Below are 12561 nucleotides of genomic sequence, written 5' to 3' on the forward strand. Positions count from 1 at the left end.
GCAGATTCGAAAGTTTTTAAGAGGAGCCTGTAAATGTATTTGCGCAAGTTTTCGACCATAGGTCTGGCTTTGATGCTGGGCGTCTCCGCCGCCTATGCCAAGAAAGCCCCGAAGTATCCTCCCCCGGTGCCACTCACCCCTGAGCAGTCCGCCCTGGTGGAAAAGGCCATCGCCGACGAACGGGACACGGTCAAGCAGATCGAAAAGAGCACCCCGCTCGTCCAGACGTATATCCAGAACATGCAGCAGGACCCGGCGCTCTACCAGGTGCCGCAGTCGGATGAGTACAGCATCGCCCGCGTGGATTTCGGCAAGAGCTTCTCGGCGAACGAGTACGGCTCGCGCAAGTCCGGAGGCAAGGGCTTCTTCAAGGGCAGCATGAGCTATCTCAGCGGCCTGACCAAGAGCTTCCACATCACCTATTCCGCCACCGGCTTCATGGACATGATGTTCATCGATCCGTCCGGCTTCGACCAGCAGCACTACATCTTCACCTACGTACGCCGTGACTTCCTGGGCACCGTGCGCACCATGGTCTTCGATGTCCGCCCCAAGCCCGATGTGAAGGGCGCCGGCCGCTTCTTCGGCCGTATCTGGGTAGAAGACCAGGATGGCCACGTCGTCCGCTTCAACGGTTCCTATACCGGCAGCAAGGATGACGAGGTCGCCCACTACTATCACTTCGACAGCTGGCGGACCAACGTTCAGCCCGGACAGTGGCTGCCCACCGCCATTTATGTCGAGGAATCGCACACCGGCGACTCGAAGAAGAACTTCGGCTTCCGCGCCCAGACCTACTTCTGGGGCTACTCCCTCAAGCTTCCCCAGGGCGAATCGGATAACGAGTCGATCCAGGTGGACGATGCTCAGGACCAGAGCGGCCAGTCGCAGGATATGAGCCCGTTGCAGGCCCAGCGCCAGTGGGTCTCCCAGGCGGAGCAGAATGTCCTCGACCGCCTCACCCAAGCCGGCCTGCTGGCTCCGCCCAGCGACTTCGACAAGGTGCTCGAGACCGTCACCAACAACGTCGTCATCGGCAACAAGATCGAGCTGCCCGACGATGTCCACTGCCGTGTGCTGCTCACCAACACGCTCGAGTCGCTCTCCATCGGCAACACCATCCTGGTCAGCAAGGGCCTGATCGACACCCTGCCTTCAGAAGAGGGCCTGGCGGCCGTGCTCACCTTCCAGCTCGCGCACATCGTGCTCGGCCACCACACCGATACCCGCTACGCCTTCAACGACCGGCTGCTCTTCCCGGATGAGGCAGCCTTCCAGCGCATCAATATGAACCACACCCCGGCGGATAACGCAGCTGCCGCCAAGAAGGCCGTGGAACTCTTCAACAACTCCATCTACAAGGACAAGTCGGCCTCCGTCGGCCTGTTCTTCCAGCAGCTCGCCGTGCGCCAGAAAGCTCTGACCGCGCTGCTCACCCCACGCCTCGGCGACTCGCTCCTCAAGACAGACGGCACCCCCTGGCTTTCCGGCCTGACCCAGGGCGCGCCCAAGCTCAACCCCGACGATCTCACCCAGATCGCAGCCCTGCCGCTAAACAGCCGCCTGCGCGTCGACTCCTGGGATGACAAGATCTACGCCCTCAACGTCAAGCCTGCCGCTCTGCTCAGCAGCCGGGACAAGATGCCGTTCGAGGTCACGCCCATTTACTACCGTCTGGTCCGCTATCAGCCACCGGCAGCCCCGGCTCCGGCGCCCGCTGACAATGGAACTGCGGCTCCGGCTGCAGCACCTGCCCAGGCTCCGGCAGATAACGGAGGCAACGCTGCTCCGCCTGCCACCACCCCGGCACCGCAAACGCCTCAACCATAGCCTGCGTCTTCATTACCAGCCAGGCATCGCCTCAGAGGTCGCCGGTGCGGGCCCAGCCCGCACCGGCTTCCTGCTTCAAGGCAAGCGCGCAGCGCTTGCGCGTGTGGTGAGAAAATTGCATACCTACGGAACTGGAGTGTTTACAACGTGCTGAAAAAAATTCTCTTGAGCGGCATCCTCCTGGGGGCGACAGCCGCCTGGGCCCAGGTCGCCCCCTCTGCTCGCGGTGGAAATTCCACCCTTTGGGTCGGCGGAGAGTTTTCCTCTTTCCACCCCGACTATGATGCGGCCAGAGTTCTCGGCCCTGGGGTCTTCTTCGACTTCAACCTCACCCAGAAACTCGGCGTCGAGGGCGAAGCCCGTTTCATGGACTGGCATGGTGAAGGCGGCGAGACGCAAAAAAACTATCTCGCCGGCGTCAAATATCGCCTCTACCGCTGGAACCGTTTTTCCTTTAATGCGAAATTTCTGCTCGGCGGCGACTGGATCAACTACCCCAACAATATCGGCAACGGAAGCTACTTTGCCTACGTGCCAGGCGGCTTCGTCGATTACCGTGTCAACCGGAAGTGGTCTGTCCGTGGCGACTATGAGTACCATTTCCTGCCCTCGGCCCCAGGCCTTCAAGACGGCTATCCTAGCCATGGCCTAACCCCGAATGGCTTCAGCATCGGCGTAGCCTACCGCCTGCTCGGCGCCCGGTAACCCACCGCTCTCTTTTTCTCAACAGCAGAAGGCCAGGCTCTCGCCTGGCCTTCTCGCTGAGGAGCGCATACAACAAAAGCCGCCGGGATATCCCGGCGGCTTTTTATCAGCTACGTTGTTGCGTGCCTAGAAGTGGTACGCCACGCCGATAGTCGGCTCGTAGATGTTGTAGTAACGGTTCGTCCGGTAGTTGCTCAGGCCGAAGCTCGGGGTCTTCATCACCAGGCCGCGGTACTCGGCGCGGATGTCGAAGCTGGGGCTGATCTCGTACGCGATACCGCCGCCGTAGAGCGCGCCGATATTCGTGCTCTGGCTCAGGTTCTGCAGCTGCGTCTTATTGTCATCGATCGGCGAGTAGATGAAGCCGCCGATGCCGCCTTCGAGGAACGGGTTGAAGTTCCGGTAGTTGAAGCTATACACGTACGCGCCCGAAACTTCCTGGAACCGGTCATGGATCAGGACGTTGTTGGTCGGGTTGGTGTAGTGCTGAACCTGCTGCGCGTACTGGTAGTTCAGCTCGAGTCCGCTGCGCGGGGTCAGCAGGTAGCGATAGCTGATCAGCACACCGTAGCCAACGTTCGCGTGCAGCTGAACGGCGTTCCCGGCGATGAAAGGAGGAATCAGACCCGTGCCGCTTACGCTGATGTCCTGACGGCTCTCCTGGGCAAAGCATGCCGCCGCCATCAGCGGAAGCAGCAACAACATCAACAGACGTTTCTTCATTCGTTCGTGAACCTCGGACCCGCTGCGGCGGGCCTATGCCTCTGCGGCTGGTGTGAAAGATGTGTGGCGCCGCGAGAAACTCCCCGGTCCACTCTGGCCATTGTACCTGTCCATCCGTCTTTCGACAGCAGGATGGAAGGCCTTTCCCCAATCAAACTGAAGCATTGGACTTCATGAGACCGCAGAGCGGTAGCAAAAAGGTGCTCCACGCTCCGCGGCAACCGACTCCAGCACCTTCAAAAAAGCCTGCGCGGCATAGGAGAGGCTCCCGTGCCGGCGCCGCGCCAGCATCAGTTGCCGCTCGATCTTCAGCTCCGGCACGGCCACCTGCACCAGCTCGCCGCGCTCCAGCTCCTGCTGCACGGTAAGCCCCGGCACGAGCGCCACGCCGTTGCCCATGGCCACAAACCGCTTGATCGCCTCCAGGCTGGGCAGCTCCACATACATGTTGAGCGGCGTCTGGTGCTGCTCGAAGAGCGCAATCACCCTGCGGCGCAGCGGCGATACGACGTTATGCGCGATAAAGCTCTCCGCTCCCAGCTGCCGGATGCCCACTTCCTTCTCCCGCGCCAGCGGATGGCGCGGATTCACCACGAAAACCACCGGGTCGGTATAGACGCTTACCGCTTCAATCGCAGCATCCGGCGGCGTGAAGGTCACCACCCCCAGCTCGACCGAGCGGTCCAGCAGCTGGTCCGGGATACGGCTGGCGAACGCCCGCTCCACCAGGACGCTGACATGCGGACAAAGCCGCCGGAATTCGTCGAGCACCGGCAGCAGGTAGAGGCACGTATATTCGTTGGCCGCAATGTGCAGCCTTCCCCGCTCGAGCGAACGCAGCTGCTCGAGTGCGCTGGTGGCCTCGCGCCTGAGGCCCAGCATCCGCTCGGCATACTCGCGCAGCAGCTCGCCGGAGGCGGTCAGCGTCCCCTCGCGGGAGCTGCGCTCAAAGAGCGGCTCGCCGATTTCATCTTCCAGACGTCGAATGGTGTGGCTCACCGCGGGCTGGGTGCGGTGCAGCCGGCTTGCGGCGCGAGAAAACCCACGTTCCTCAACGACCGCTAAAAATGTCTCCAGTTGAGCCAGGTCCATAAAAGATCAGCGTCCCATGTTCACGATATGGACAAACTATAGATTAAATTTATCGAATCAGTAGAAATTATAAATTTGAATCATGTGCCGGGATTTGGCAGAATCACTATCAAGGTAGGCGATGATGTCGAAACTCCCCGATACCGTACATTTCTTCGATACAACACTGCGTGACGGCGAACAGTCGCCGGGCTGCAGCATGACCCAGCCGGAAAAGCTCGCCATGGCCCGTTCGCTGGCCGATCTTGGCGTGGATATCCTTGAGGCCGGCTTTGCCATTGCCTCCGACGGCGATTTCGAAGCCATCGACCGGATCGCCCGCGAAATCCGCGGACCGGTGATCTGTTCGCTCGCCCGCGCCAAGGCGGAAGACATCGAGCGCGCCGCCCGTTCGCTCGAGCACGCCCAGCGCCGCCGCATCCATATCTTCCTGGCCAGCTCCGACCTGCACCTAGAGTACAAGCTCAAGATCAGCCGGGAGCAGGCTCTCGAGCTCGCGGCAAAGTCCGTGGCCCAGGCAGTGAACTTCGCCGATGAGGTTGAGTTCTCGCCTGAAGACGCGACGCGATCGGACCGCGATTTTCTCTGCAAGATCGTCGGCGTGGCCATCGAGGCTGGAGCGACCATCATCAACATGCCGGACACCGTGGGTTACGCCACGCCGGATGAGTACCGCGCCATGTTCCGCGAGGTGCGCGAGCGCGTGCCGGGCGCCGACAAGGTGACCTTCTCTTCGCATACGCATGACGATCTCGGCCTCGCCGTCGCCAATGCGCTGGCGGCCATCGAAGGTGGAGCCCGCCAGGTGGAGTGCACCATCAACGGCATCGGCGAGCGCGCGGGCAACTCGGCGCTCGAAGAGATCGCCGCCGCTCTGCATGTCCGCTCCGACCGCTTCGGACTGAAGAACAACATCAAGCTCGACCACCTCTACAGCGTCAGCCAGCTGCTCTCGAACACCATCAGCTTCGGCCCTTCGCCCAACAAGGCTGTCGTTGGCAGCAATGCCTTCGCGCACGAGTCCGGCATCCATCAGCACGGCGTGCTCTCGAATCCGTTGACCTACGAGATCATGACCCCTGCCTCGGTCGGCGCGCCCACCAACCGCCTGGTCCTCGGCAAGCACTCCGGCCGTCACGCACTGCGCGCGCGCCTTGTCGAGCTCGGCTATAAGCTCTCGGCCGAAGACCTCGAAGTCGCGTATCGCGCCTTCACCGAGGTTGCCGACCGCAAGAAGAACATTTACGACCAGGACCTCATCAACCTGGTTGCGCACCACGAGCGGCATCAGGACCTGATCGCCGAAGAGCCCGCAGGCAAAGCCAGCTAAGGATATCGCGAGCTTCGGCCCGCGTATCCAAATGCTCTCCCTCATAACCTTCGGCTCTGCCGAAAGACACGATCCTGGAGAAGACGATGAAGTTGAAGGTGCTGGTTGTTGCCGGCGATGGCATTGGTCCCGAAGTGACAGCCGAAGCGGTGCGCATCCTCCGTACGGTTGCCGAACTCGGCGGTCACGATTTCGAATTCCGCAATGCCCTGATCGGCGGCGCGGCCATCAAGGCGCACGGCACCCCGCTGCCCGAATCCACGCTGGAAGCCGCGCTCGAGAGCGACGCCGTACTGCTCGGCGCTGTCGGCAGCAACGAGTTCAATGCCCTGCCCCCCGATAAACGTCCCGAGGCCGGCCTGCTCCAAATTCGCCAGGCACTCGGCGGCTACGGCAATCTGCGCCCGGCCTTCGCGTGGCCTTCGCTCGCGGTCAATTCTCCTCTGAAGCCGGAAGTCACCGACGGCGCGGACATCATCTTTGTGCGCGAGCTGCTCGGCGGCCTCTACTTCGGCACGCCGCGCGAGTGGAACCGCGAGACCAACTCGGCCTACAACACCATGCGCTACACGCGCGATGAGATTGTCCGCGTCGCCCGCGTGGCCTTCGAACTGGCCGCATCGCGCCGCCAGAAGGTCACCTCGGTCGATAAGGCCAACGTGCTCGAGACCTCGCAACTGTGGCGCGCGACGGTGACCGAAGTCGCTAAGGAGTACCCCGGCATTGCGCTCGATCATCAGTACGTCGACTCCTTCGCCATGCACCTGATGAACATCCCGCGCAACTTCGACGTGGTGCTCACCGAGAACCTCTTCGGCGACATTCTTTCGGACGAAGCCGCCGTCATCACCGGCTCGCTCGGCATGCTGCCCTCGGCCACTGTTGGCGGCAAGGTGAATCTCTATGAGCCGGTCCACGGCTCGGCTCCCGATATTGCAGGCAAGGGCCTTGCGAACCCGCTCGGCGCGATCCTGACCGCGGCCATGCTGCTGCGTCACTCAGCCAAGCTCGAGCAGGATGCCCTGGCTATCGAGACGGCTGTCCGCAAGGTGCTGGAAGCCGGCTACCGCACCGCCGATCTCGTCCGCGGCGAGAGCAAGCAGAAGCTCACCACGCAGGAGATGGGCCAGAAGGTCTTCGAGGCGCTCAACGAGATCATCGATCGCCGCCAGTCGCTGCACGCCGTCTAGGGGACTGGCCGTCCAGGCATACGCGCCTTCGGCGCAAAAGCAAGTTATGTAGCAGTTGGAGTTACAGATTATGTCGACACCGAAAACACTCTTCGAGAAGGTCTGGGAGCAGCATCTTGTAGCTGAGCCGGCGAATGAGCCAGCGATCCTCTACATCGACCTGCATCTCGTGCACGAAGTGACCTCGCCGCAGGCCTTCGAGGGCCTGCGCATCGCGGGCCGCAAGCTGCGCCGCCCGGACCGCACCGTGGCCACCGTCGATCACAACGTGCCCACCACGGCGAACCGCCTCATCATCGAGGACGCCATCGCCGCCAAGCAGATCGACACGCTGCGTAAGAACTGCGCCGACTTCGGCGTGGAGCTCTACGACGTGCAGTCACCCAAGCAGGGCATCGTACACGTCATCGGGCCGGAACAGGGTTTCACCAAGCCGGGCATGACGATTGTCTGCGGTGACTCGCATACCTCGACACACGGCGCCTTCGGCGCACTGGCCTTCGGCATCGGCACCTCTGAGGTCGAGCACGTGATGGCGACGCAGACGCTGCCGCAGAACAAGGCCAAGACCTTCCGCATCTCCGTCGAAGGCGAGCTGCCCGAGGGCGTGGGCGCGAAGGATGTGGCGCTCGGCATTATCGGCCGCATCGGCACCGACGGCGCGACGGGCTACGTGCTCGAGTTCGCCGGCTCGGCCATCCGCTCGCTGAGCATGGAAGGCCGCATGACGGTCTGCAACATGAGCATCGAAGCAGGCGCACGCGCCGGCATGATCGCCCCCGACGCGACCACCTTCGCCTACCTCAAGGGCCGTCCATATGCGCCGCAGGGTGAGGCGTGGGACAAGGCCGTCGAGGAGTGGTCGAAGCTGACCACCGACGAAGGCGCAAAGTTCGACCGCGAGCTGGTAATCCCGGCCATCGAACTCGCTCCTTACGTGACCTGGGGCACCAGCCCGGGCATGGTGATCTCTGTCACCGAGACGGTGCCCGATCCCGCCAACGCCGCCTCCGAGGCAGACCGCAAGGGCTTCGAGCGTGCGCTCGAGTACATGGCGCTCAAGCCCGGCACGTCGATCGAGGAAGTCACCATCGACCGCGTGTTTATTGGCTCCTGCACCAACTCCCGCATTGAAGACCTGCGCCAGGCTGCCAAGGTCGTCGCCGGTCATCATGTCAGCCCGCATGTCAGTGCCATGGTCGTTCCCGGCTCGCAGCAGGTGAAGACGCAGGCCGAGCAGGAAGGCCTCGATGTGATCTTCCGCGAGGCAGGCTTTGACTGGCGCGAGCCCGGCTGCTCCATGTGCCTGGGCATGAACCCGGACACGCTGAAGCCCGGCGAGCGCTGCGCCTCGACCAGCAACCGCAACTTCGAAGGCCGCCAGGGCGCCGGTGGGCGCACTCATCTCGTGAGCCCCATGATGGCCGCCGCGGCCGCGATCACCGGACACTTCACCGACGTCCGCACCTGGGAATTCAAGAAGGCGGAGGTACTGGTCTAATGAAGGCATTTCACACGCTGACCTCGAAGGTGGTTCCGCTCGACCGCAGCAACGTCGATACGGACCAGATCATTCCGAAGCAATTTTTGAAGCGCATCGAGCGCACCGGTTACGGGGACTTCCTCTTCTTCGACTGGCGCAAGGACGCGAACTTCGAATTGAACCAGCCGCGCTACCAGGGTGGAGAGATTCTGGTCGCGGGCAAGAACTTCGGCTGCGGCTCGTCGCGTGAACATGCGGCCTGGGCGCTGGGTGATTACGGCTTCCGCTGCGTCATCTCCTCGAGCTTCGCCGACATCTTCCACTCGAACGCGGGCAAGAATGGCATTCTGCTCATCACCCTGCCCGAAGAGCAGGTACAGATGCTGCTGGACCGCGCGGCGACGAACGAGAACTACACGCTGACCGTCTCTCTGGAAGAGAACACGCTGCAAGACAACGACGGATTCTCCACCGGATTCTCCATCGATCCTTTCCGCCGCTACTGCCTGCTTGAAGGTCTCGACGACATCGGCCTCACGCTGCGTCACGCAGATGCGCTGGACACGTTTGAACAGAAGCACAATGCCGCATTCTGGCTGGCTCCACGGCCCGCCGCTGCCCTGTAAGCCATGAGCTCGAAGGGACGGCGACAGAAGCACGGCCGTCCCGCGACACAGTACCCAGCACGACCAAGGAGCATGAGATGAGCGAAGCGAAAATCGCAGGCACGCGCTTAACCGGCGCCGAGATCATGTGGGCCACCCTCGAAGGCGAGGGTGTCCGCGAGGTCTTCGGCTATCCCGGCGGAGCCATCCTGCCCGTCTATGACGCGCTGCGCAAGTTCCCCATCCGCCACATCCTGGTGCGCCACGAGCAGGGCGCAGCGCACATGGCCGACGGCTTCGCGCGCGCCTCGGGCAAGATCGGCGTAGCCATCGCCACCTCCGGCCCCGGCGCGACGAACCTCGTCACCGGCATCGCCACGGCCATGCTCGACTCCGTCCCCATGCTCTGCATCACCGGCCAGGTCTCGAGCAAGGCGCTCGGCTCCGATGCCTTCCAGGAAGTCGACATCACCGGCATCACGCTGCCCATCACCAAGCACAACTATCTGGTGACACGCGCCGAAGACATCGCTCCGACCATCCGCGAGGCCATCCAGGTGGCACTCTCCGGCCGTCCCGGCCCGGTGCTGGTCGATATCACCAAGGATGCGCAGCAGAACACCGCGGATTTCGACTTCGAAGCCGCCGCACCCAAGGCGTATCGTCCGCATCCCATGCTTCGCTCCGAACATACATCGGTGCTCGAAGCCGTCAGCCTGATCCGCAGCGCGAAGCGCCCGATCATCCTCGCTGGCCACGGCATCATCCAGTCGGGCGCGCGTGAGCAGGTGCTTGCTCTCGCTGAGCGGCTGCAGATTCCCATCGCCACCACGCTGCTGGGACTGGGCGGTGTGCCCGCCACGCATCCCTTGCAATTAGGCATGATGGGCATGCACGGCGAGTCGTGGGTGAACAACGCCATCCAATCGTCCGACCTGCTCATCGCCTGCGGCATGCGCTTCGACGACCGCGTGACCGGCACGCTGGCCACCTACGCGCCGGACGCGAAGAAGATTCACATCGAGATCGATCCGGCCGAGATCAACAAGAACGTCAAGGTCGACGTTGCCCTCATCGGCGACCTGGCCGAGATGCTCGAGATTTTGCTGCCGCATCTCTCGCCCATCAGCGGTGAGTCCGCGTGGGTGCGCGAAGTGAATGCGATGAAGGGCGAGTCCGCAGTGCGCGACATCCAGAACCTGCCCGACACCGGCCATCTCTACGCCGCGCATGTGATGCACGATCTCTGGCACGCGACCAACGGACGCGCGGTCGTCGCCACCGACGTAGGCCAGCACCAGATGTGGGAGGCGCAGTACTACAAGCACGAAGACCCGCGCTCGCTCATCACCTCGGGCGGCCTCGGCACCATGGGCTTCGCACTGCCTGCGGGCATCGGCGCCAAAGTCGGCGCGCCGGAGAAGGAAGTCTGGGTGATCGCCGGCGACGGCGGCTTCCAGATGACCGCCTGCGAGCTCTCCACCATCGCGCAGGAGAACCTCGACATCAACATCGCCGTGGTCAACAACGGCTATCTCGGCATGGTGCGCCAGTGGCAGGAGTTCTTCTACGAGAAGAACTACGAGTCTTCGCCCATCCTCAGCCCCGACTTCGTCAAGCTGGCCGAGGCCCACGGCATCCCCGGCATCACCGTCCGCACCCGCGCCGAGGTTGCGCCCGCGGTCGAGGCCGCACGCAAGCACAAGGGGCCGTTCCTCGTTCATTTCCTCGTCGAGAAGGAAGACTCGGTCTATCCGATGATCCCGGCAGGCTCCGCGCTGCACGAGATGATCCGCAGACCGGAAAAGAACCCGCTCATCGAGACCGCGCAGGATTAGTAACAGCGACCGTAACAGAAGCACCTACCAGGATTCGTCCAGAAGAGATTTGTCACCGTATGCTGCACACATTCGTCGCACTCGTTGAAGACAAGCCCGGCGTGCTCACCCGCGTCGCTTCGCTCTTTCGCAGGCTCAACGTGAACATCGTCTCGCTGACCGTCGGCCGTTCGGAGAAGTCCGGCGTCTCGCGCATGACGATCGTCTCGGAAGCCTCTCCGACCGCCGGCCATCGCATCATGGCCAGCCTCTACAAACTGGAAAATGTCGTGGAAGTGGACGATGTCAGCCAGTCGCCCAACGTCGCCCGTGAGCTTGCGCTCATCAAGGTGGCGGCCACACCCAAGACCCGCTCGCACATCTTCGAACTGGTCGAGGTCTTCCGCGCGCGCATCGTCGATCTGGCGCCCGAATCGCTGATGATCGAGATCACCGGCGTCGAGAGCAAGATCGAAGGACTCATCCAGGTTCTGAACGAGAGCGAAGACCGCATTCTCGAAATCTCCCGCACCGGCCGCATGACCATGCGCCGCGGCCAGCACACCAGCCGCGTCCTCGATGCCATGCGCGTTCCCCGGCCTGAAGCCGAAGCCGAGGACGACGACACGGTGCGCGACCTTGCAGCTGAAGAGACCGAAATTCCGCCGGTCATCTAAAACTTCAACGTGGCGACAGAAACGCGGCAGCTTGCTGCGCGGCGCCCGAACCGACTTCATCCAAACAAAGAAAAGGAAACACCATGGCGAAGACTTATTACGATCAGGACGCAGACCTCTCCCTTATCCAGGGCAAGAAGGTCGCCATCATCGGTTACGGCTCGCAGGGCCACGCGCACGCCCTGAACCTGAAGGACTCCGGCGTCGAAGTTCACATCGGCCTGCCCGAAGGCAGCAAGTCCATCGACAAGGCAAAGAAGGCCGGCCTCGTGGTCACCAGCATCGATGAAGCCGCCGAATGGGCCGACGTCATCATGATCCTGACCCCGGACGAGACGCAGGGCAAGGTTTACGCCAATCACATCGCCAAGCACCTCAAGGCCGGCAAGGCCCTGGTCTTCGCGCACGGCTTCAACATCCGCTACGGCACCATCCAGCCCCCCACCGATGTGGACGTCTTCCTGGCTGCTCCCAAGGCCCCGGGCCATCGCGTCCGCGAGGTCTTCACCGAGGGCGGCGGCGTCCCGGGCCTGGTCGCCGTCTACCAGGATGCGACCGGCAACGCGCTGAAGCTCGGCCTCTCCTATGCCAAGGGCATCGGCTGCACCCGCGCCGGCGTGCTTGAGACCACCTTCAAGGAAGAGACCGAGACCGATCTCTTCGGCGAGCAGGCTGTCCTCTGCGGCGGCACCGCTGCCCTGGTCAAGGCTGGCTTCGATACGCTGGTCGAGGCTGGTTACCAGCCCGAGATCGCCTACTTCGAGTGCCTGCACGAACTCAAGCTGATCGTGGACCTGATGTACCGCGGCGGCCTGGCCTATATGCGCCACTCCATCTCGAACACCGCCGAGTACGGCGACTACGTTGCCGGCCCGCGCATCGTCACCGACGAGACCCGCGCCGCCATGAAGAAGCTCCTCGCCGAGATCCAGGACGGCACCTTCGCCAAGAACTTCATCGACGAAAACAACACCGGCAAGAAGTGGTTCGACCAGATCCGCAAGCAGGAAGCCGGTGAGCTGATCGAAGAAGTCGGCGGCAAGCTGCGCGCCGCGATGCCCTTCCTCGATCCGGTCAAGATCGAGAACGGCACCCCGGTCAAGGCCTAA

11 protein-coding genes are annotated in these 12561 nt (G+C 62.7%); 9 read left to right on the forward strand and 2 right to left on the reverse strand.

Annotated features, from left to right (window positions below; genetic code table 11):
* Positions 1–33: 33 nt before the first annotated feature.
* Both ESZ00_RS15260 and ESZ00_RS15265 read left to right on the forward strand, forming a co-directional pair.
* Positions 34–1830: a M48 family metalloprotease gene (locus ESZ00_RS15260; RefSeq protein WP_129209168.1), complete on the forward strand. Its 1797-nt coding sequence runs from the start codon at positions 34–36 to the stop codon at positions 1828–1830.
* 147 nt (positions 1831–1977) lie between these two features.
* Positions 1978–2535 (forward strand): outer membrane protein, encoded by a 558-nt coding sequence (locus ESZ00_RS15265; protein WP_164981543.1) that lies wholly within the window; start codon positions 1978–1980, stop codon positions 2533–2535.
* Between the two features lie 126 nt (positions 2536–2661).
* Here the strand turns inward: ESZ00_RS15265 and ESZ00_RS15270 are convergent, their stop codons facing one another.
* Together ESZ00_RS15270 and ESZ00_RS15275 are read right to left on the reverse strand one after the other, a co-directional pair.
* Positions 2662–3258 carry an outer membrane beta-barrel protein gene (locus ESZ00_RS15270; RefSeq protein WP_129209170.1) on the reverse strand — a complete coding sequence of 199 codons (597 nt, stop codon included), beginning with the start codon at positions 3256–3258 and terminating at the stop codon, positions 2662–2664.
* Between the two features lie 171 nt (positions 3259–3429).
* Complete coding sequence (locus ESZ00_RS15275; RefSeq protein WP_129209171.1) at positions 3430–4350, reverse strand: LysR family transcriptional regulator; 921 nt, start codon at positions 4348–4350, stop codon at positions 3430–3432.
* Positions 4351–4471: 121 nt separating this feature from the next.
* On the opposite strand from ESZ00_RS15275, the gene ESZ00_RS15280 reads away from it, so the two are divergent.
* The 7 genes from ESZ00_RS15280 (at position 4472) to ilvC (ending at position 12561) form a co-directional block, all read left to right on the forward strand.
* A complete protein-coding gene (locus tag ESZ00_RS15280; RefSeq protein ID WP_308419077.1) occupies positions 4472–5680 on the forward strand; it encodes a 2-isopropylmalate synthase in 1209 nt (402 codons plus the stop codon).
* 86 nt (positions 5681–5766) lie between these two features.
* The gene (leuB, locus tag ESZ00_RS15285) at positions 5767–6870 is read left to right on the forward strand and encodes a 3-isopropylmalate dehydrogenase (RefSeq protein WP_129209172.1); all 1104 of its coding nucleotides are present in this window, start codon (positions 5767–5769) and stop codon (positions 6868–6870) included.
* Positions 6871–6940: 70 nt separating this feature from the next.
* The gene (leuC, locus tag ESZ00_RS15290) at positions 6941–8371 is read left to right on the forward strand and encodes a 3-isopropylmalate dehydratase large subunit (RefSeq protein WP_129209173.1); all 1431 of its coding nucleotides are present in this window, start codon (positions 6941–6943) and stop codon (positions 8369–8371) included.
* Positions 8371–8979 carry a 3-isopropylmalate dehydratase small subunit gene (gene leuD, locus ESZ00_RS15295; protein WP_129209174.1) on the forward strand — a complete coding sequence of 203 codons (609 nt, stop codon included), beginning with the start codon at positions 8371–8373 and terminating at the stop codon, positions 8977–8979. The genes leuC and leuD overlap by 1 nt, the downstream gene beginning before the upstream one ends.
* A 77-nt stretch (positions 8980–9056) precedes the next feature.
* Positions 9057–10796, forward strand: a complete 1740-nt coding sequence (gene ilvB / locus ESZ00_RS15300) for a biosynthetic-type acetolactate synthase large subunit (RefSeq protein ID WP_129209175.1) — start codon at positions 9057–9059, stop codon at positions 10794–10796.
* A 59-nt stretch (positions 10797–10855) separates the two neighbouring features.
* Entirely contained in the window at positions 10856–11452 is a 597-nt protein-coding gene (gene ilvN / locus ESZ00_RS15305; RefSeq protein ID WP_129209176.1) for an acetolactate synthase small subunit, read from the forward strand.
* Positions 11453–11535: 83 nt separating this feature from the next.
* Positions 11536–12561 carry a ketol-acid reductoisomerase gene (gene ilvC, locus ESZ00_RS15310; protein ID WP_129209177.1) on the forward strand — a complete coding sequence of 342 codons (1026 nt, stop codon included), beginning with the start codon at positions 11536–11538 and terminating at the stop codon, positions 12559–12561.

Origin of the sequence: Silvibacterium dinghuense, assembly GCF_004123295.1 — a bacterium.
Classification (GTDB): domain Bacteria; phylum Acidobacteriota; class Terriglobia; order Terriglobales; family Acidobacteriaceae; genus Silvibacterium; species Silvibacterium dinghuense.